16 protein-coding genes are annotated in these 22316 nt (G+C 37.8%); 6 read left to right on the top strand and 10 right to left on the bottom strand.

Annotated features, from left to right (window positions below):
- Positions 1-8 precede the first annotated feature (8 nt).
- Positions 9-2042 (bottom strand): ABC transporter ATP-binding protein, encoded by a 2034-nt coding sequence (locus tag F1560_RS10015; protein ID WP_149474477.1) that lies wholly within the window; start codon positions 2040-2042, stop codon positions 9-11.
- Entirely contained in the window at positions 2042-3790 is a 1749-nt protein-coding gene (locus tag F1560_RS10010; RefSeq protein ID WP_149474476.1) for an ABC transporter ATP-binding protein, read from the bottom strand. The genes F1560_RS10015 and F1560_RS10010 overlap by 1 nt, the downstream gene beginning before the upstream one ends.
- Positions 3791-4287: 497 nt before the next feature.
- Between F1560_RS10010 and F1560_RS10005 the strand changes: the two genes are divergently transcribed.
- Positions 4288-5091, top strand: coding sequence for a TIGR00266 family protein (locus tag F1560_RS10005; RefSeq protein WP_149474475.1), 804 nt, complete (start codon positions 4288-4290; stop codon positions 5089-5091).
- A gap of 141 nt (positions 5092-5232) precedes the next feature.
- On the opposite strand, the gene F1560_RS10000 is transcribed toward F1560_RS10005, so the two are convergent.
- Positions 5233-5469 carry a hypothetical protein gene (locus tag F1560_RS10000; protein ID WP_149474474.1) on the bottom strand — a complete coding sequence of 79 codons (237 nt, stop codon included), beginning with the start codon at positions 5467-5469 and terminating at the stop codon, positions 5233-5235.
- Positions 5470-5650: 181 nt separating this feature from the next.
- Between F1560_RS10000 and F1560_RS09995 the strand changes: the two genes are divergently transcribed.
- The 4 genes from F1560_RS09995 to F1560_RS09980 all read left to right on the top strand — a co-directional run bounded on the left by F1560_RS09995 (position 5651) and on the right by F1560_RS09980 (position 10196).
- A complete protein-coding gene (locus F1560_RS09995) occupies positions 5651-6202 on the top strand; it encodes a beta-class carbonic anhydrase (protein WP_149474473.1) in 552 nt (183 codons plus the stop codon).
- A gap of 215 nt (positions 6203-6417) precedes the next feature.
- A complete protein-coding gene (locus F1560_RS09990; protein ID WP_149474472.1) occupies positions 6418-7920 on the top strand; it encodes a spore germination protein in 1503 nt (500 codons plus the stop codon).
- A 9-nt stretch (positions 7921-7929) separates the two neighbouring features.
- On the top strand, positions 7930-9045 hold the full coding sequence (locus tag F1560_RS09985; protein WP_149474471.1) for a GerAB/ArcD/ProY family transporter: 1116 nt from the start codon (positions 7930-7932) through the stop codon (positions 9043-9045).
- On the top strand, positions 9042-10196 hold the full coding sequence (locus F1560_RS09980; RefSeq protein WP_149474470.1) for a Ger(x)C family spore germination protein: 1155 nt from the start codon (positions 9042-9044) through the stop codon (positions 10194-10196). Before F1560_RS09985 ends, F1560_RS09980 begins: the two co-directional genes overlap by 4 nt.
- 52 nt (positions 10197-10248) lie before the next feature.
- Here the strand turns inward: F1560_RS09980 and F1560_RS09975 are convergent, their stop codons facing one another.
- The gene (locus tag F1560_RS09975; RefSeq protein WP_149474469.1) at positions 10249-11319 is read right to left on the bottom strand and encodes an undecaprenyldiphospho-muramoylpentapeptide beta-N-acetylglucosaminyltransferase; all 1071 of its coding nucleotides are present in this window, start codon (positions 11317-11319) and stop codon (positions 10249-10251) included.
- Positions 11320-11433: 114 nt separating this feature from the next.
- On the opposite strand from F1560_RS09975, the gene F1560_RS09970 reads away from it, so the two are divergent.
- A complete protein-coding gene (locus F1560_RS09970) occupies positions 11434-12801 on the top strand; it encodes an MATE family efflux transporter (RefSeq protein WP_149474468.1) in 1368 nt (455 codons plus the stop codon).
- Positions 12802-13223: 422 nt separating this feature from the next.
- Here F1560_RS09970 and F1560_RS09965 read toward each other — a convergent pair whose 3' ends face one another.
- The 6 genes from F1560_RS09965 to F1560_RS09940 form a co-directional block, all read right to left on the bottom strand.
- The gene (locus tag F1560_RS09965) at positions 13224-14417 is read right to left on the bottom strand and encodes a NupC/NupG family nucleoside CNT transporter (RefSeq protein WP_149474467.1); all 1194 of its coding nucleotides are present in this window, start codon (positions 14415-14417) and stop codon (positions 13224-13226) included.
- Between the two features lie 185 nt (positions 14418-14602).
- Positions 14603-15892 carry an NCS2 family permease gene (locus F1560_RS09960; protein WP_149474466.1) on the bottom strand — a complete coding sequence of 430 codons (1290 nt, stop codon included), beginning with the start codon at positions 15890-15892 and terminating at the stop codon, positions 14603-14605.
- A 326-nt stretch (positions 15893-16218) separates the two neighbouring features.
- A complete protein-coding gene (gene odhB / locus F1560_RS09955; RefSeq protein ID WP_149474465.1) occupies positions 16219-17484 on the bottom strand; it encodes a 2-oxoglutarate dehydrogenase complex dihydrolipoyllysine-residue succinyltransferase in 1266 nt (421 codons plus the stop codon).
- Positions 17471-20338 carry a 2-oxoglutarate dehydrogenase E1 component gene (locus F1560_RS09950; protein ID WP_149474464.1) on the bottom strand — a complete coding sequence of 956 codons (2868 nt, stop codon included), beginning with the start codon at positions 20336-20338 and terminating at the stop codon, positions 17471-17473. Before F1560_RS09950 ends, odhB begins: the two co-directional genes overlap by 14 nt.
- 535 nt (positions 20339-20873) lie before the next feature.
- The gene (gene trmL, locus F1560_RS09945) at positions 20874-21347 is read right to left on the bottom strand and encodes a tRNA (uridine(34)/cytosine(34)/5-carboxymethylaminomethyluridine(34)-2'-O)-methyltransferase TrmL (protein ID WP_149474463.1); all 474 of its coding nucleotides are present in this window, start codon (positions 21345-21347) and stop codon (positions 20874-20876) included.
- 43 nt (positions 21348-21390) lie between these two features.
- On the bottom strand, positions 21391-22242 hold the full coding sequence (locus tag F1560_RS09940; protein ID WP_149474462.1) for an amidase domain-containing protein: 852 nt from the start codon (positions 22240-22242) through the stop codon (positions 21391-21393).
- Between the last annotated feature and the right edge of the window lie 74 nt (positions 22243-22316).

Below are 22316 nucleotides of genomic sequence, written 5' to 3'. Positions count from 1 at the left end.
GGCTAAACTTACACAGCCGTTTTGACCTTTCCTTGCTGCATCTGGTACATCTGATAATATAAACCTTGCTGTTTAATTAGTTTATCATGATTTCCTTCCTCTTTGATAGTTCCACGGTCAAGAACAAAAATGATATCTGCCTGTTGGATTGTTGATAAACGGTGCGCAATGACAAGTGTTGTACGTCCTTCCTTTAACACTTCTAATGCTTCTTGAATAATATTCTCTGTTTCTGTATCAATATTTGCAGTTGCTTCATCTAGAATGAGAATAGCTGGATCAAAAGCAAGTGCACGTGCAAATGATATAAGCTGACGTTCTCCTAGTGAGAATGTGGTGCCTCCTTCTGTAACAACCTCATCATAAGTGTTCGGTAATTTATCAATAAACCGGTTGGCTCCGACAGCCTGTAAAGCCTTTATTGCGGCTTCTCTACTGATTTCCGGATCGTTCATCGTTACATTGGAAATAATCGTACCTGAGAATAAAAATGGATCCTGTAATACAATTCCCATATGACTTCTCACTTGCTGCCTCGACCATTCTCTTGTACTGTAACCATCGATTCTAATTGAACCTTTTTGTGCATCATAAAAGCGAAATAATAAATTCATGATCGAGCTTTTCCCTGAGCCTGTATGACCGACAAATGCAGCTGTCTGACCTTCGTTTATTTCAAATGAAATATCATTCAGTACATAATCTTTTTCATTATAGGCAAATGAAACATGATCAAAGACAATCTTCCCACGGTATTTTTCAATTTGCTTATTCTCGACCGTTTCCCCATCATGATCCAACAATTCAAATACACGCGTTCCAGCAACACGTGCTTGCTCTAAGAGTGGCAGCTGGTTCACAATATCTGTAACTGGTTCAAACAATCTTGTAATATAATCGACGAATGCATAGAGCATACCAATGGAAATAACACTTGTCAGTTCAAGAGAAGAAGAACCAAAGTACCAAATAAAACCAACAAAGGTTATATTACGAATGACGGTTACAAGATTATAAGAAGTCAATGCACTCAATTTAATCAGCTTTTTCTGATACGTATAATTGCGTTCATTCAATACTTCAAATTCCTCTTTTGTCTTCTTTTCACGATTAAACGCTTGAATTACCGGCATCCCTTGAATAGCTTCACTAATATTTCCATTTATTTGGCTGATCGTTTTTCGGATAACCTTATTGTATTTCGTTCCAAAGTATTTATAAGCTTTCATCCAACCGTATAACAAAGGCAGGATAAATAGACACATTGTAGCAAGCTTAGCATCAAGAATAAAGAGGGCAATAAAAATACCTCCCATGTATACCGCACTCGTCACAATAATAGCTAATACCCTTTCATATAAATCACGGATAGCTTCCGTGTCATTTGTAATTCTAGCAACAATTGTACCAGCAGGCTGATCGACAAAATAATCGATTGGAATTCGTTGTGTATGTGCAAATAAATCGGTTCGCATCTTTTTAACGATCTGATTTGCAGCTTTTTGTAAAAGGAATGTTTTATAAAATTGAAATACTCCTGCAATTACAAGCAACCCCACATACAATCCAAGCAACATTAAAATTGGCCTCTGTTCTGGTTTAAAGAAAGGATAGGCTTCTGTTAACGCGAGACGTTCGCCTTCATAATGAAACGTTTCTTCTGCTGTTGTAATGCTAATTTGATTCCCATTAGCTTCACGTTTACCATCTAATTGGGCCTTGTCATGAATAATATGATAGGCTGTGCCAATTTGAAACAATGTAACTACCTCTCCTATTGTCTCATCAGAAGCAGTTAAGCGGTCTACCCGCTTGAAAGACCCGCCATCATAATCCACCGTATATCGATCATCATTTTCCGTAACTTCCTGCCAATAGCCTTCCACACCAAGTATGTGGTCATCAATGACTATTTTCGCAATGAACGGCCCAGCCAATTCCATAGCAACAGCTATCATTAAGCAGAATAAACCAATTAAAATTCCTTTTTTATAGTGCAAAGCATAGTTAAATAATCGCTTTTCTGTTGATGGCTTTTTCATTACATCGCCACCTCCCCATCCTCCAGTTGCTGTTGTTGATACTGCTTTTTATACCAACCATTTAACTGCATTAATTGTTCATGCGTTCCTTCTTCGCCTATTCTCCCATCCTCTAACACAATAATATGATCTGCATGTGTCACTGCAGAAAGTCGATGAGCGGCGATGAAAGTTGTTTTATGCTGTCTTTCTTTTCTTAAATGCCCTAGAATTTTTGCTTCTGTTTTTCCATCTACCGCAGACATCGAATCATCTAAAATTAGAATCTCTGGATCTTTAATAAAAGCTCGCGCAAGTGCTACACGTTGTTTCTGACCACCGGATAAAGTAATCCCACTTTCTCCAACCTGTGTGTCTAGTCCATTTGGCAACTGCTTTATATCATCGAGAAAATACGCTAGCTCCATCACACGGAAAATCTCCTCATCGGTTGCATCGGCTTTACCGAACTGAATATTTTCCCGAATTGATTTGGAAAACATCATTTGGTCCTGTGGAACATAACCAATCCAGTCTCTAATTTGCTCCAATCGAATATCATTTAAATTGATATCGGAAACCTTAATCTCTCCTTCTACTCCAGGATATTGACGAAGCAGCAGCTTAAATAATGTTGTTTTTCCAGATCCAGTCTTCCCTACGACACCAATTGTTTGACCTTTTTCCACATGTAAAACGACTTTACTTAATTGCTTTCTTTCAACAGACGGATAGGAAAAAGATACATTCTTAAAATCAACGGAAGCAACAGTGGAGACAGATTTAGGTTCATCTGCTTCCTTTACGTCTGCTTCATAGGACAGTGTTTCATTTACACGGTCTAATGATGCATTACCACGCTGTAAAATATTAATTAATTCACCAACAGCAAACATTGGCCAAATGAGCATACCTAGGTACACATTAAATGTAACAAGGTCACCAAGCGTTATGATACTTTCGAACACAAGAAATGCACCGTAGCCGATTCCAATCGTATAAGATAATCCAACTAATATTTTCATCGTTGGCTCAAATAAAGCATCAATTTTTGCAACTTCAATATTTTTCTGATACACATGATTTGTTCTGGACTCAAATCGATCTGCATCCTGCTTTTCCTGAACAAATGCCCGAATGACACGTACACCCCGTATTGATTCCAGTACTTCGTTATTCATTTCACCAAAAGCCGCTTGTGCTTCTGTAAAGCGAGCGTGAATGGCTGAACCATATTTATTCATGACAACCGCCATGATCGGCAATGGCAACAATGCCGCTAATGTTAGCTGCCAGCTAATCGTAAAGCCCATAACCGCAATAATCATCAACATAAAAATACTTGAATCAACAAGTGTCAATACACCGAATCCCGCAGTCTGACTAATCGCCTTCAAATCATTCGTTGATCTTGCCATTAAATCTCCAGTTCGATGCTTTCCATAAAAGGTTGGCGTCATGTTAAGAAAATGTGTAATCAATCGACTGCGCATCCAACGTTCTAGGATTACAGCTCCTCCAAATAAGGTATAATCCCATAAATAAGAAACTGCGTAATGGACAATCGTAAGAACGAGATATCCTAGAATAAGAGCAATTAATAATTGCATTGATAATGAACCAAATTGGATTTGGTCAATCGTAAATCCGACAATCTTTGGGGGAATAAGTCCAATCGCGCTTGCAATAATTAAAAAGATAATTGCTATTACATATCGCTTCCAATAATGTTTAAAAAACCAATCCAATTTCTTGAATACCTGAAACATCTTTTCACCTTCTAATCCTACAAATTAGTATTTTACCCTTCATAAAAGACACAAAAAAACACACGCCTATGACGTGTGCATACAAATGGGCAAAAAATCCCCTTATACTACAAATGGTCACAGACAGCTGTGACCATTTCATGATTCATTAGCATTAGAAAGCTAACAAACACTTGTATCTCTCATGAAGGTCACAGTACATATAAAATTCATTTGGTTTGCGAAAATTACTTTTTCCATTGTCGTGACCTCCTTTTCCGTTTCATTTTCAATTCTCAATAATTATAGTATTTAGAAAGTTATTCGTCAATAGTTTTTTAGAAAATTTTCAGAACTATCTTAGGATGCAAGATAAATAAAGTTTGCTTTATGGGCAAGGACTATTACTAGCAAATTTCACAGTTAAAGTGTTCCTAACAATTTGAGAACATCTTTTTGGAACTTTTTCGTATTGTTAGGTGTATTATAGTTAATTTATAGAAAAGGAAGTGGACTAATTGAACAACCATGAAATTGATTACAAACTATACGGCGATGATATGCAGTTTGTTGAAGTAGAGCTCGATCCTGATGAAACGGTTATTGCAGAAGCAGGAAGCTTAATGATGATGGATGATCAAATACGGATGGAAACCATTTTTGGTGATGGTTCCTCCAAGCAAGGTAGTGGAATTATGGGTAAGCTTATTGGCGCTGGGAAAAGGTTGGTTACTGGTGAAAGCTTATTTATGACCACATTTACGAATGAAGGAACTGGTAAAAAGCATGTTTCGTTTGCTTCTCCATACCCGGGTAAAATTATCCCGATGGACTTAAGTGAATTAGATGGAAAGTTAATCTGTCAAAAGGATGCATTTTTAGCAGCTGCAAAAGGCGTATCTGTTGGAGTTGAACTACAACGTCGAATTGGGACGGGATTCTTTGGTGGAGAAGGATTTATTATGCAAAAGCTCGAAGGAGATGGACTAGCATTTGTCCATGCTGGTGGAACGATACATCGGAGAGATTTAAAACCAGGAGAAGTTCTTCGAGTGGATACTGGTTGTCTCGTAGCTATGACAGGAAATGTTGATTATAACATTGAGTTTGTTGGTGGAATTAAAACAGCACTATTCGGTGGAGAAGGGTTATTTTTCGCTACTTTACGAGGTCCTGGAACCGTCTGGGTACAATCCTTGCCATTTAGCAGACTTGCAAGCAGAGTATTTGCAGCCGCCCCTCAACGAGCAGGATCTGAATCAAAAGGTGAAGGCAGTATTGCAGGTGGATTATTTGATTTATTAGGTGGAGATCGAAAATAGTATACGTATCGTTTTTCTAACTTCTATATTTTTACACTACTTAAAACGATAAACAAATTTATATGGTAAAACAGGAAAAACAAAAGAGAACGGCTCAATAAATTGAGTTATTCTCTTTTTGTGTATTTTATCAAGGGAATCTTAATATAATTCAGATTCTAATTCAACCTTGCGATTATGCCCTAAAAAAACCATACCTTCTACTTTTTCAAAAGGTACATTGGTGTATCTTGAGATTTCTGCTAGCGATACTTGAGGATTTTTCTGGATAAAGTTACGAACTTGTTCACTGTCCTTTAAGCATGTTGGACACATCATAAATGGACTGCTTTTCATTGGTTCTTTACACAATCGACAATTTCGAACAAATTCTTTCATTTCCTCACCCCTTTAGAGTATTACTTACATAATACAACAAATTTATTTATCTAACAATAACATGTTGGAATTTTTAGATAAATAATACTTTAGTCATACCATTAAATTTTTTAGCTTATTTATTTCCTATTATGTCAAAAAACTGATATAGTTTTAAAAAAAGATTATTAGGAGTGATTGGATGCATTTAGATGAAATGCTAGAGTTTAACAAACAATTTGTAGAAAACAAGCAATATACAGCATATACAACAGATACATATCCCAACAAAAAAATGGTTATTTTTACATGTATGGAGTCTCGTTTAATTGAGCTTTTGTTAAAATCATTAAACATTCATAACGGGGACGTAAAAATGGTAAAAAATGCTGGTGCGATCATTCGTAAGCCGTTTGACAGTATTATGAAAAGCATTCTTGTTGCCGTTTTTAAACTAAAGGCAGATGAAGTTGTCGTCATTGGTCATCATGATTGTGGAATGTCCAGCGTAGATACAGAAGCCCTTAAGAAAACAATGGTGGAACGTGGAATTGATGCAGAGAAAATAAACACATTAACACACGGCGGAATTAACCTTGACGAAGAATTTCACGGTTTTGATACGGTTGAAGAGTCCGTCATGCAAAGTGTCGGTATTATTCGAAACCATCCGCTGCTACCTAAAGAAGTAAAAGTACATGGTCTAGTTATTAACCCCGATACTGGTAAAGTAGATGTTGTGACAAGAGAATAGTATGGGATTAACTACTGCTTCTAGTGAAAGCAGTAGTTATGCTTTTACTCATCCCCCCCATTCCCTTTGAAACACAAACTCCTCCTTCCATGATTACCACTAAAATAACACTCTTTTTACAAATAGCATTTTTAAAATAAACTCATGTTATAACTCATATTTCTTTCATTTATCGGCATACTAAGTCAAGCAAAGTTGCGATGGAGGGACGACCTATGAGAAAAAGATTGAAACGTTCATCCAAAAACATATTTCCTCTTAAAATTGATGAACTTGAACACTTATTGATGCGTGAGTTTACTAACAGTCCGGATTTAGGTTTTAGTAAATATGAACATCAAAATAAGAAAATCGCTGTATTTTTTATCACCTATCAAGTGCAACCGGATAAGGTAGAAAATCTGCTGTTAACGCCGTTGTTAGAGAGTAAGAAAGATTGGTCAAATACTTCCATTCTTAATGAAATACCGTTAAATTCCGGTAAGGAATATCAACTACTGGAAGAAATTCTCTCCGGCCTAATCATTGGTAAAGTGATGATCTATTTGGAAGATGAAACAGCAGTCGTCTCCTATGATTTTTTAAATAAAGAAAAGCGCTCTTTAGAAGGTGCAGAGACTGAATCTGTTGTCATCGGACCGAAAGTAGCCTTCACGGAATCACTAGTTACGAATTTAAATGTGATGCGTTGGAATATCCGTACACCAGATCTTGCAATAGAAGAGATAACAATAGGAAAAAGAGCTCCTCGTGAGGTTCGATTACTCTATTTAAAGTCACTTGCAAATGAAACAGATGTAAACACGATGAGACAACGTTTAGAAGATCTAGAAGTGGATCAAGTTGAAGATATTAATGTTCTGATGCAATATATCGAAGATTCATCGATGTCATTATTCCCACAATTTCATACAACTGAGTTGCCTGACCGTACTTCCTACGCTATTTTAAAAGGAAAAATTGCCGTATTAATGGAAAACAGTCCATCTGCTTTAATTGCACCATCATCCTTTTTCAGTTTTTTTGAGTCAACTGAAGATTTATATATGCGTTGGAATTCAGGGCCACCCTTAAGATTGATAAGGTTTATATCTATGTTCATATCCGTCGTTCTAACGCCAATGTATGTTGCTGCGGTTACATTTCATTATGAAATTATACCAACGCAATTACTTATTTCAATTGGACAATCGAGAGCTGGAGTTCCTTTTCCACCTATATTTGAAGCATTATTTCTTGAACTAATGATTGAATTATTACGTGAGGCTGGTGCAAGGCTGCCAACGAAAGTAGGACAAACAATTGGTATCGTTGGTGGTGTTGTCGTCGGAACAGCTGCTGTTCAAGCTGGAATAACGAGTAATATTTTAATTATCTTTATTACGATCAGTGCACTGGCATCCTTCACAGCACCAAGTTATCAAATGGGTACTACTATCAGATTGCTACGCTTTCCGATGATTGTTTTAGCAGGTATTCTTGGATTGATTGGAATCATGTTCGGTATGTGTATGCTAATCATTCATTTATTAAAAATGACATCCTTAGGTCGCCCGTACCTATCACCAATCTACCCAATTCATTTTGAGGATTTCAACAAAGCATTATTCCGTTTGCCGCAAAACTTTCAGCACAAGCGCTCTGTATCACTTTCCCTAAAAGATTCCATTCGTTTTTCTAAAAAAAAGGCTCAAGAGAAAAAAGATATCGATGAGTAGGTGCCACTAATGGAAATTAATGTAAACGTAAAATCGAATCTACGTATTCAAGCGTTTTATTTGTTTTTTATCATCGTTTCCATGCAAATTGGCGTTGGGATACTGGGCGTTCCTCGATTAATCTTTAGCGAGGCAAAGCAGGATTCCTGGATATCGATTTTGATGGCGACTGTTTACATCATCATTGTTTTATTCGTCATGTTGCTCACTCTGAAACAATATGATAATGCCGATATCCACGGGATTCATCTTGATGTTTTTGGAAAGTGGTTGGGAAAATTATTCAGTACGGTTTATATCCTTTATTTTGCAATTGCTTTATACTCTGTGCTAATAACTTATATCGAGATTGTTAAAGTATTTGTATTTCCTGAAGTAAGTAATTTTGTTATGGGATTGATACTCATTTGTCTCACTATTTATGGTGTCCTAGGCGGATTACGAGTTATTATTGGTGTTAGTTTTGTCTTTGGGGTCCTAGCTAATTGGATCCTATTTTTATTAATTCATCCTGCATTACAAATCGATTTAGCTCATTACCTTCCCCTTTTTCAAGCTTCTTTTGTTGATTTACTAAAAGGCGCAATGGCTAGTTCCTATACATTTATGGGATTTGAAATTTTATTCTTGGTTTATCCTTTTATTCACAATAAAAATAAAGTTAGTATTTCGAGCATTTTAGCAGTCACTTGGTCTTCGCTGCTTGTATTAGCTGCAACAATGCTTGCGATAGGTTTTTTCGCTGCTGCACAACTTGAACGTAGAGAGTGGGCTGTTCTTGTACTATTTAAAACCCAAAGCTTTCCGTTTGTTGAGCGGTTTGATTACATCGTTGTCGCCGAATTGATGATGGTTGTTGCTCCATCCTTGCTCTTTCTCATGTGGGGATTAACATATAGCATAAAACGAGTATATAAGGTTCAGCAAAAGACAACGTTATATATAACTTCTGCTTTATTTTTGATAGGTACATTTTTCTTTGAGAAGCATTTTGAGACGCAGCAGGTGATTAATTTCGCAAATCAGTTTGGACTCTGGCTGATTTATGTGTATCCATTTGTACTACTCCCATTTGTCTTATTAAAAAAGAGACTGAATAAGCGAAAAGGAGCCAGATCATCATGATTAGAAAAACGATACTGTTACTAATTTTCTCTGTCTTGCTTACTTCCTGCGTCCCCTATAAACAACTTGAGGAGCTAGGGATAATTAATACGCGTGGTGTTGACAAGATTGAAAACAATCAACTTGAAACGACAATTATCGCCTATCAATTTGATGCGCAAAGTCCGGAAATAACGACAACGGTCTTTGGTATTGGAAATACCATTAAAGGAGCACGTGAGAATGCTGGTTACAATACAAATTTTGAATTAAGTCCTGGACAAATCCGACTTGAATTATATGGAAAAGAAACTGCCGAGGATGGGATTTTAGAATATTTAAGCACATTAGTTCGGGATGCACGTGTATCCGATACAATGCTCGTAGCTGTAAGCAATGTTACAGCAAAAGAAGTCCTTACAGCAGGACAAGAAGAATTGATGACCGATGTCGGTCAATTAATCCAAAGCTTAATTGAAAAGGAAGTACAGGAGTATAGTATACCTAAAACCTCCTTACAAAATTATTTGCGTATTGAATCAGATATTGGGCAGGATCCCGTTGTTCCATTAATTGGTTTAAGAGATAAAAAACCAGCAATAGTAGGGTTAGCTGCATTTCAGAATGATAGGTTAGTTGGGGAGTTACCTATCGATCAAGCATTTCTAATCAATGTCTTTTTAACGAACACCAAAGATACACCATTGGAAATCACACTACAGCGAGAGCCACTTTCAGATTATATTTATAATAACGTGAGTGATACGTATCAAGCTGATAATCCTGAGAATGAAGATCAGTTTACCATATTAGTAAAAGTTCTAAAAGGTCAAGGTGATATTAAGTTAAAGAATATAGAAGACCTTCACTTTGAAGCTAATATCCATTTGGAAGTAGATCTATATGAAACATCAGAGCTCCTAAGTATAAAAGACGAGAAAATAGCATCCATATTGGAAGAAGAAATGGCAAAAGAATTTGAGCGACAATATAATGTTCTGTTTGCCCAACTCCAAGAGATAAATTCGGACCCATTTGGATTTGGAATTATTTATCGAATTAATAAAAAGGATGGGGAGTTAACAGATACAGAATGGCGCGAGAAATTCCCCAATGTTACTGTAGATTTCAATGTAAATGTAGATTTAATGCATTATGGAACAATCCAATAACAAACGGATTCTTGGAACAACAAACTCCCTGGCACCTAAACCAGGGAGTTTGTTATTTACTCGTCGCATTAATAATCTCAATAACGCGATCTCGTGACTTTTCACTTTTATATTCTTTCATCGTATCTCTCATAATTGGCGCATAATCTTTTAATTGTGAGAGCTCATCTTTTAATGTTTGCTTCGTTAGTTTGTCCTCATCTAAAACTCTGGCATAGCGTTTTTCTTGAAATGACCGTGCATTGATAATCTGATCGCCTCGACTAGCACCTTTAGATAACGGAATCAGCAGCATCGGGATCTGTAATGCCAGAAATTCAAAGATTGCATTCGACCCTGCTCGAGATAATACATAATCAGAAGCAGCAAAAATATCCTTTAGCTCTTCATTAATATATTCAAATTGCACATATCCAGTTTTTTGAATCGAATGATCTATTTTATCTCGTCCGCAAATATGAATAATTTGAAAGCTCGTTAAAAGCTCATCTAAGCTTTCCCTCACGGTTTCATTGATTTTATGGGATCCACCACTACCACCCATAATTAATAGTACTGGTAATTCTTGCGATAGTCCTGCGAATTTCAAGCCGTTCGCTTTACTCCCTTTAAAAAGCTCATCGCGAACAACTGCGCCTACATATTCAGCCTTCTTCTCGGGAAGATATTGCATCGTTTCTGGAAATGTCGCAAGCACTTTTTTCGTAAATGGGATGGAAAGCTTATTTGCTAATCCTGGTGTATAATCCGATTCATGTATGACAGCAGGCACGCCTCGTAATTTTGCAGCTGCTACAACAGGGACAGACACAAATCCTCCCTTCGAAAATATAACAGCAGGCTTACGTTTACCAATAATACGGTACGCTTGCATTGTCCCTTTCATGACCTTAAATGGGTCCTTCAAATTTTCCTTAGACATGTAACGGCGTAGCTTACCAGTGGCTATTGGGTGATAGGTTACTCCTTCGAGCTGTCCAATCAGATCTCTTTCAATTCCACTATAAGAACCGATATAATCAATCTCCCAGCCTTTCTCCTGATAAAATGGAATCAACGCTAAATTGACAATCACATGTCCCGCTGTTCCACCACCAGTGAAAAGGATTCTTTTCTTTTTCATTGAAATGTACTTCCCTTCTTTCACAATTCCTCATAACCGAGTATAATAAAGGCTATGCCTTATTAGTCACACTCTCTATCCTATTAGAAAATATACAAAAAAGGAAGAGTTTTAATGTATGAAACAAAAAACCTTAAGGAAAAACTGAAGCTATTTATTATTATTTTAATCCCTATCTTGATTACACAAATTAGTATGAATCTCATGACTTTTTTTGATGCGATGATGTCCGGACGCTTTAGCGCAGTAGATTTAGCAGGAGTAGCCATTGGAGCTAGTCTCTGGGTCCCTCTTTCAACTGGTATTAATGGTATTGTCTTGGCAATTACGCCGATTATCGCACATCTAATTGGCGGCCGAGCTGAAAAGGATGTCCCAAAGGTTATCCAACAGGGCATTTACATAGCAATTGTACTTTCCATCCTTATTATGACAATTGGTGCGATTGCATTAGACCCGATACTATCTTTAATGGATTTAGAGTCTGAAGTACGACATGTCGCAAAATACTATCTGTTCACACTTGGTATTGGTATTATTCCTTTGTTTATTTTTAATACGATCCGTTGCTTTATGGATGGGCTTGGACAGACACGCACCTCTATGATTATCATTCTCATATCCTTGCCACTTAATGTTATCTTTAATTATATATTTATATTCGGAAAATTAGGGATGCCGGCATTAGGCGGGATTGGAGCAGGCATCGCAACTGCGATTACGTATTTTATCGTGTGCATCATTGCTCTTTTATTTCTTCAACGGATTCAACCTTTTAAGAAATTTGCTGTGTTTGCCAAATGGTTTAAGCCTTCTTTCAAGCAATGGCGCAACCAGTTAAAAATCGGTATCCCAATTGGGGCTGCTATATTTTTCGAGACAAGTATTTTCTCGGCTGTTACGTTATTGATGAGTGTATATAGCACAAACACAATTGCTGCACACCAGGCGGCAATGAACTTTGCCAGTGTTTTGTATATGATTCCATTAAGTGTTGGAATGGCGTTAACGATTGCTGTTGGATTTGAAGCAGGTGCCAAGCGCTATCAAGATGCACGTGCTTATGGATATATTGGAATGAGTGGAGGCTTATTTATCGCTCTCTTTGCTGGTGGGATTTTATATCTGTTGAATGGTCCAGTCGCATCTCTTTATAATGCTGATCCAGAAGTAATTGAACTAACGAAACAATTTATTTATTTCGCTATCTTCTATCAGCTGGCAGATGCATTCGGTGCCCCGATTCAAGGTGCACTTCGTGGCTATAAAGATGTAAACATGACATTAATTATCGCTTTAATCTCGTATTGGGCTATTGGGCTTCCAATTGGGTGGTTATTAGCAAATTACACTACTCTAGAGCCATTTGGTTATTGGGTCGGGATTATAGTTGGTCTCAGCTGTGGTGCAATAGCGTTATTATGGCGACTTCTCTATATCCAGAAAAAGTATGCTTCTATTAAAAAGAGCACATCCAGTTGAATGGATGTGCTTTTAATATGGCTCAATTCGCTTGTTTTTAGTTATCGTTGAAATAAACTGTGGATTAATGTGCAATGATGGGCTGAGTATACCCGCTCTGGAAGCATACTTCGTTAATATTACATAACTATCTTTAGAATACACTAATACGCTGGAACAATGTCGTCACTCTAACCAGTCCGGGTGAGCGTAGGGTGGTGACTCCTGCGGGAACAGCACGTGTCTGAAGCCTCAACGGAAGTGGTTTTCTTCCGGTGAGGCTGAAGCCGTGCCCGCGGAAAGCATCCACCCGAAGCGATTCCAGACGGCGATTATTGCACACACTTGAAAAAAGCAGCCAAGAAGTTAGTCCGTAGTTTATATACTTTGTAAAGAACAACAGCTATTTAAGTGCAACGAATAACCATAGTGCCAGGGTTGAATTATAAAAATAATCCTGTAACGGTTGCTGATAAAATCGAAGCTAAAATGGAACCAGCCAATAATCTCAATCCAAATCCGGATGCTAGTACTGCTTTTTTCGCATCGATACCTTTTACCGTTCCAGCAATAATACCGATAGACGAGAAGTTAGCGAAGCTTGTCAAGAATACCGTTACAATACCAATTGTTTTTTCCGACATTGTATCGAGCATCGGTTGGAATTCAAGCATTGCTACAAATTCATTCGTAACTATTTTCATACCCATAACTGCTCCTGCTTCAATAACTTCACCCGGAGCAATCCCCATCAGAATACCAAGCGGAGCAAGAATATAGCCTAAAATCTGCTGCAATGTAACCCCGGCAAAGATAAACTGAATAATCCAGTTAACCAGCGATAGTGAAGCGATAAAAGCTATTAGCATGGCTGCAACTATTAGAGCGATTTTTCCGCCCTCTAACGCACCATTTCCCATTGCTTCAAAAACACTTTTATCCTGTGATACATCGGTTATATCAACATAATCTTCTTCCTTCGGTACCCGAACTGGTGCAACAATTGATCCTATCATTAATCCACTGAACATATTTAATGGGAGTGCTACCAAAATATACTCTGCTGGAAGCATTAGGATATAGGCACCTACAATTGCTGCTGATACCGAACTCATAGCTGAAGCACAAACAATGTACAGACGATTTTCCGAAAGATGGTGAAATTGGGAACGAATAGCAATTAAAGCCTCTGACTGACCGAAAAAGATACTATTCACCCCATTAAAGGATTCAATTTTAGGTAAACCAGTAATTTTAGAAATAACTGCACCAATATACTTAATAATCAACGGCAATATTTTTAAATACGTAAGCACGGAAAGAAGTGTTGCGAAAAAGATAATTTGTAGTAATACATTGAAGAAGAATATGCCGCTGCTACCTTCTTCAAATGCAAACCCTCCAAGTACAAAACTAATTCCTTCTGCACCAAATTCAATTAGCTTATTAAATACAGCTGAGATTCCATCAATGATTGCTTTTCCGATCTGCGTGGAAAACATAAACCATGTAATAATAAGCTGACAAACCAGCATAATGCCGATTCCCTTGTAATAAATATTTTTCCTATCATTGGACATTAAATAGGCTAGGCCTAATGTAACAATTATCGCTAATATACCGAGAAGTATACCCATAACGGTAAAGCCTCCTTTTGATAAACAGTATTAAAATAGTTTTTCCCTAATTTTATCTTTTTTAACATGCGAATTTCCTGGGTGAGCCGAAAAAATACTGTCTCCCTATCTTCCGATTAAGGAGACAGTATTCATTTGGCAAATAAGGCATTCGCCTAAAAGCTTCGTGATACCAAGCTTTTTAATTAATGTGTGGGGAAGAAGGTCATTTGAATAAGGAAAATGACACCAAATACATATAAAATCCAATGGACATCCTTCCCTTTTCCACTTACAAGCTTTAGCAATGGATACGTAATAAAACCAATAGCAATCCCTGTTGCAATACTTGATGTGAATGGCATCGTTAATATAACTGCAAAAGCTGGAAAGGCTTCATCAAATGCTTTCCAATTAACCTTAGCCAAACCTTCCATCATAAAGCAACCTACGATAATCAAAACGGGCGAAGTAATTGCTGGCAAACCAGCAATCGCTGAAATAATTGGCGTAAAGAAAATCGACAGCGCAAATAGTATGGCAACAACAATAGCTGTTAATCCAGTTCTCCCACCAGCTGCAACTCCTGAGCTAGATTCAATATATGCTGTTGAAGGGCTTGTCCCAAATGCTGAACCAACAGTCGTTGCCGTTGCGTCTGCTAAAAGCGCCTGCTTAGCACGCGGCATTTTTCCATCTTTCATAAAGCCTGCTTGTTCGGCAACACCAATCATGGTTCCAGTTGTATCAAACAACGTTACCAATAGAAAGGCAAATACAACTGTATAAAGACCGTTTGAGAAAACACCAGCTATGTCCATATCAAAGAATACTGGCGAAGGTGGCGCAGAAAGAACACCTGTAACAGTTAGTTGCCCTGTGAAATATGCAATAATCGCTGTCGACAGCATCCCAATAAATAGCGCACCTTTTATCTTCATAACAAAAAGAATTAAGGTAATCATCAAGCCAACTAAAGTTAATACAATCATCGGATCATGTAAATCTCCAAGTCCAACAATTGTTTCTGGATTTGCTACAACAATCCCTGAATTACGCAACCCTACGAAGGCAATAAACAAACCGATACCAGAAGTTATTCCATATTTTAATGATGCTGGAATCGCACCAATCAATGTTTCACGAAGCTTTGTTAAGCTAAGAATTATGAAAAGAATTCCAGCCAAAAAGACAGTACCAAATATTACTTGATAGGATAATCCTTGAGTTGCAACAATACTGGCAAAGTATGCATTTAAACCCATACCAGGAGCAATTGCTATTGGGTAGTTTGCAAAAATCCCCATAATTAAAGTACCGACTATAGCTGCGATAACAGTAGCCATAAATACTTGCTCAAAAGGAATCCCAACAGAAGATAAGATTGCAGGATTTACAACGACGATATAGGCCATCGTTAGAAATGTTGTCGTTCCAGCAACAACCTCCGTACGGATATCTGTATTATTTTGTTTTAGTTTAAAGCCTCTTTCCATATAATACCCCTTACTTTCCGTATATTTTTACCAACGTTTACTATAATATTCGTTTCATTACTATTTTGCAATGGTAAACTTATGATTCAACCGTAAATGTCATTGATTTTTCATGACTGCTTTTAATTTGAGCTGTGATTTGGTAAGGATGGAATCAATTTGTGGTGCACGGTAATGTGGATTGATTGATTGAGTGAGTGATTGGATCCTGCAGTAATCGTGAATGCAGAATGCGCGATCGATTTAGATATGCTACAAACGTATAAAAAAAACCTTTGCTGTGATTCTTGCCACACAGCAAAGGTTTTATTCATTCTATTCAACTATTAACCTTCTAATAGTAAATCATACGGATCTTCTAGCATTTGCTTCACACGTACAAGGAATTGTACAGCTTCTTTTCCATCGACAATTCGATGGTCATAGGATAATGCAAGATACATCATTGGACGAACTTCAATAGAATCATCCGGCATTACCATTGCACGTTTAACAATGTTATGCATTCCAAGAATACCTACTTGTGGCGCATTTAGAATTGGTGTAGACATCATGGAACCAAATGTTCCACCATTTGTAATGGTAAATGATCCACCTTGTAAATCTTTTAATCCCAATTTATTATCACGGGCTTTTTTCCCAAGGTTAACAATTTCACCTTCAATTCCTGCAAAATCCAGACGATCTGCATCACGAACCACTGGAACGACAAGTCCTTCATCAGTTGAAACCGCAATACCAATATCGTAAAATTTCTTCACAACTAACTCATTACCTTGAATTTCTGCATTCAGTAATGGGAATTCCTTCAGTGCTCCTACAACAGCTTTTGTAAAGAAGGACATAAAACCAAGCTTAACACCGTTTTTCTCTAAAAATTTATCTTTACGCTGTTTACGAAGTTCCATTACAGCAGTCATATCCACTTCGTTAAATGTTGTTAACATCGCAGTTTCATGTTGAACATTTACTAGGTTCTTCGCAATCGTTTGACGGCGACGCGTCATTTTCACACGCTCAACCGGCTTATCAAATTCCGTTTTATTAGCAGCTGCTGGTGCTTCTTGTTTAGCTGGCTTAGGTGCTTTTGGCTCACTTGGTGCTTGTGCTGCAGTCTCTACATCTTCCGGGCGAATTCTACCAAGTGGATCACGAGCATTTACTTTGCTTAAGTCAATATTAAGCTCACGTGCACGTTTTCTAGCCGCTGGAGAAGCAATCACTTCAGAAGCATTACTGTCATTCGTAGAATCTGCTTCTGCAGCTTTTGGAGCTTCTGCTTTTTCCTCTTGCTTCGCAGGTGCTTCCTGCTTTTCTTCTTTTTGTGTTTCAGCCGGTGCTGCATCCCCAGCTTCTCCATTCTCATCTAAGTTCGCAATCGTATCTCCTACGGAAACATCATCGCCTTCTTCACTGAGAATTTCTGTAATAACACCAGAGAAATCGGAGTTAACTTCAACGTTGACTTTATCCGTTTCTAACTCAACAATTGGATCTCCTTTTTCTACCTTATCCCCTTTTTTCACGAGCCATTCTGCAATCGTACCTTCTGTAATGGATTCAGCTAGTTCTGGAATCTTAATTTCTTGCACTGGATTTTCCCCCTTCAGATGTGTTTAGCGCTTGATTGATAATTTTGTTTTGTGCCGTCTTATGAACACTTGGTATTCCTCCGGCTGGTGCTGAACGACTTGGTCTGCTTATTACACGTAATTTCTGCCCTTCCTGCAATAAGTCCCGTAAATAATCATCCACAAAATTCCAAGCCCCCATATTTTTCGGCTCCTCTTGTACCCAGACAATTTCTTTTAGATTCGGTAATTGTTTTAACTCTTCCTCCAATGCCTTCTTAGGGAAAGGATAAATCTGTTCTAAACGAATAGCACGTAACCATTCAAAGCTTTGATCTGAAACTTCCATTGTTTCCTCAATATCAATCATGATTTTTCCACTGCCGATTAAGAGACGAGTTGCACTTTCTTTATTCGTCTCAACTCCTGGTTGATCACGTAACGTTTTAAATTTCCCAGTCGTAAACTCTTCAGCTGACGATGACATTTTCGGATGACGAATGAGACTACTCTTTGGCGTCATTAAGATTAAAGGTCTAGCTTGTTCACGACCACGCAATGCTGCTTGTCTCCGTAACAAATGGAAAAGCTGTGCTGATGATGTAACATTCGCTACAATCCAGTTGTTCTCTGCTGCCATTTGTAGAAATCTTTCCAAACGTGCACTTGAATGCTCTGGACCTTGTCCTTCATATCCATGTGGCAGAAGGATAACCATGTTTGATTTTTCTCCCCATTTGGCTCGGGACGAAGAAATAAATTGGTCAAATATAACTTGGCCAGCATTGGCAAAGTCACCAAATTGCGCTTCCCAAATAACTAGTGTGTTCGGGGAATGAACACTATAACCGTATTCATAACCTAAAACAGCTGCTTCTGATAGCGGACTGTTTCGAATATCAAAGGATGCCTTTGCATCTGTTAGGCCGTGCATCGGACTATACTTCTCATTTGTTACCGTATCATGAAGTACAATATGACGATGTGCAAACGTACCTCTCTCGGAATCTTGACCAGTAAGACGTATGGGTATTCCATCTTGTAAAATAGATGCATAGGCCAATGCTTCACCAGTACCCCAGTCCGCTGTGTTTCCTTCTTCCAAAGCTTTTTCACGGCGCTTCAAAATCTTTTCTGTTTTCTTAAATCCATTAAATCCTTCCGGACGTTTTAACAGATCTTTATTCAATGCTTTTAATGTTTCCAGATCAATTGCAGTTTCAAATTGATCCAGCCCATTTAAAAGGACTTCTGGCATTAATTTTGCTTCTGGCTGACCAATATCATGTTCTTTCATATTTCTATAAATATCAGTTAATTTTGTTTCAACATTCTCTTTGAGTTTATCGAATTCTCCTGCTTCAATAATGTTCTTCTCTTCCAATGCTTTAGCAAATATCGCTGCTACAGGCGGATGATTATCAATTTCTTGATACAATTTCGGCTGTGTCGTTCTTGGCTCGTCCATTTCATTGTGACCAAACCTACGGTAACCAACTAAATCAATCATGAAATCTTTACTAAACTTTTGTCGGTACGAATACGCTATTTTTATAGCTGATAAGCATGAGATTGGGTCATCAGCGTTTACACGAATAACCGGTATTTCAAAGCCTTTTGCCAAATCACTTGCATAACGAGTAGAGCGGCCATCCTCTCGGTTCGTTGTATAACCTAACAGGTTGTTCGCAATAATATGAAGCGCCCCGCCTGTATTGTAACCAGGTAGCCCACTTAAGTTTAGCGTTTCTGCAACAACACCTTCTCCAATAAATGCTGCATCACCATGAATAAGTACAGCAAGCGCTTTATTGAAATCACGTTTCGGATAACCTTTTTCTGATCGGTCATCTTGTGCTGCTCGTGCAAAGCCTTCTACTACAGGATTCACAAATTCCAAATGGGATGGGTTATGTGCTAACGTAATGCGAGTTTTTAACGTATCCCCGCTACTGAATTCTCTCTTTGCTCCATAATGATATTTCACATCACCGGTCCAGCCATAATTAATTGCTGCAGAACCTTCTGATGGCATTAGTTCTTTTTCTTTCGAGTAGTTAAACTCTGAAAAAATTTTATCGTACGGCTTACCTAAAACATTCGCAAGTACCGATAGTCGACCACGATGCGCCATACCCATCATTACATTTTCAATTCCATCCTTAGCTGCATAGTGTACGATTCGATCAATCATCGGAACCATCACTTCTAAGCCTTCAATTGAAAATCGCTTTTGTCCGACAAATGTTTTTTGCAAGAACTGTTCAAATCCCTGTACATCTACGAGACGTTCAAGAACTACTTTTCGCTGCTCATCCGTTAATTCAAGTCTAGCATTTCCAGTTTCGATTAAATCAAAAAGCCATTTTCGTTCTTCATGATTATTCACATGATCATATTCAAATGTGATAGTACCCGTATAATATTTCCTTAAACGGTTTACAACATCTAATCCATTCTCCACATCACTTGGAGCTTTATCCCATAACCAGGAAGCTGGGATACTTTTTAAATCTTCTTCTGTTAAATCATAGGTTTTCAATTCTAGCAAGTTCGTTTTGCTTCCCTTATAGCCACCAATCGAGTAAATATCTGCCTCAGTGTGACCATAACGGCGAATAGCCTCAACAAGTTGCATCGCTGAGGTTAGTTTTTTTACACTACTTGCTAGTGAAGTTTGTGATACTGCTTGTCCTGCATTTTCTTGTTGGTACATCCATGCAGGAGCCCCATAATTATCGAACATCTCTTTGATAGATGGTTCGATAGCTTCAGGGTCTTCTTTGTACAATTCATACTGTTGTTCTAAATACCCCGAGTTTGGTCCATGAAATTGTGCCCAGAATCTCTCTACAGATTCTCCATTTTCTGCCACGTCTGATACCCCCATTAGAAGTTAACTTCCCCCGCCATGTAAACGGTTCAATTTTATTATAGATATGTCTCAACGTTTCATCAACTAATATACCTTATTTTTCGCCTACTTACAATATATGTACATACATTTCCATGCGTAGTTTATTTATTCCAAATTTTAATTAAATTACTGCCAAAAAAAACGAAATATTTTAGCTTTAAACTTGCTTAATTAATTCATTTTGATTAGCACCTTTTATAGGAAAATAAAACAAATATTTTGGATGATAGTTTCCTTATTGAAGTAATTTCGTTATAATAGGGGCATATTCAACTAAAACGCTTTATTTTTTCTAAATAAGGAGGAAGTTTTCATGAAATTAGCATTACTTATGGGAGTTATTCTAACATTTCTTGTTTCTTTTTTCACTTCTGGCTATGAAGCGAAACCAGGGATACCTAAAAAAAATCAATAATCGTATTGAATTGTTTGGTAAGGCGTAAGTTAGACTTTAAAAAACCCGTTCGGCATTGTTAGCCAACGGGTTTTCATCTTATATTAGATTTGGGAAGCCTTGTTGTCTTAATGCTTCATAGATAATAATCGCAGCCGTATTCGATAGATTCAACGACCGGACTTTATCATTCATATGAATCCGCAAACACTGGTCTTCCTTACCAATTAAAAGCTCTTTTGGAAATCCAGTTGACTCTCTTCCAAAAACAAAAAATATATCTTCCTCTGTATCGCTATAATCAAAATCGGAATAGTACTTAGTTCCGAAGTTTTCAATATAATAATAGACACCGTTTGGATACCGTTCATATAATTGATCCATCGAATCATGCTCATGGACGTCGACATGCTTCCAATAATCCAATCCAGCTCTACGCAGCATCTTATCATCCGTCGAAAAGCCAAGTGGACGAATAAGATGAAGTGTAGTATCTGTTGCTAAGCACGTTCTGCCAATGTTTCCCGTATTCGCAGGTATCTCTGGTTGATATAATACGACATGTAAACTCACCATTCATTCTCCTTACCAATTTATTAACCCTACTATTATACCACTAATCATCCCCGATTCGGAAAAATTTATAGTTAATCTCTGGTGTCCATGCGGTTGAGTCCTCATAGGACCAATAACGATTCCTGCTATTATCTGTATGTGCATTAACAAGTGGCATGCCGTTTGCATCTTTGGCAACGACAATTGTATTGTGATCCCACCTGCCATCTCCTTGGAAATCATAGCAGATCACATCACCTGGAATGAGCTGATCTGCTCGTTCCATTTCTTTTCCTTTTAACCCTTGGGTGGATCCACTTAAATACCACCTTAATGAATGAGCAACTGCCCAGCTAAAGCTCCAATTATCCGATTGATACCACCAGCCTTGTTCCCTGACAGGAGCTCCCCACATTGGAGCACCACCAGCACGCAGGCATTGTGATACATAGTTTGTACAGTCTACATCAAAAGTGCGATATTCTGGATTATAGCTATTCCACCATCTTTCTGCATATTGAACAGCAGCTAAACGGTCATAGGAGAACCGCTGCTCCTCTTGTGCACGTGTTGTTAAACCTTGTTCAATGCTTTTTTTATTTGCAACAGCTTTTTTTTCCATTTCTTGATGGTCTTTCACAGCACCATTCTCATATCGAAAACGGTATGGAATGAGTTGCTCCTCCACGTGAAACCGTCCTTTTTGTTTGATTAAATATTGAAGATGCAGCGAATAATCGTAATACGTGTTGTTATCATATTGGAGCTTATGAAAAACTTTTCCATTCACTCCTAAACGGACTATTTCTGCTTCTCGATCTTTCAGAGAAGCTTGCTTTCGTGTCCACCAATTAGGAATATCATCCGATCTGACTTGAAAAAAATCGAGCCACAGCTGCTTTATTTTTTCCATAAAAAATCCCCTCCACAAGAAGTATATGAAGGGAAAGCTTGGCTTACATCTTTAGTATACATGAACAAAGCATG

Origin of the sequence: Oceanobacillus polygoni, from assembly GCF_008304605.1 — a bacterium.
In the GTDB taxonomy this organism is placed as follows: Bacteria; Bacillota; Bacilli; order Bacillales; family Amphibacillaceae; genus Oceanobacillus; species Oceanobacillus polygoni.
The sequence above is the reverse complement of the archived record's forward strand: the minus strand, read 5'-3'. Positions and strand labels throughout refer to the sequence as shown.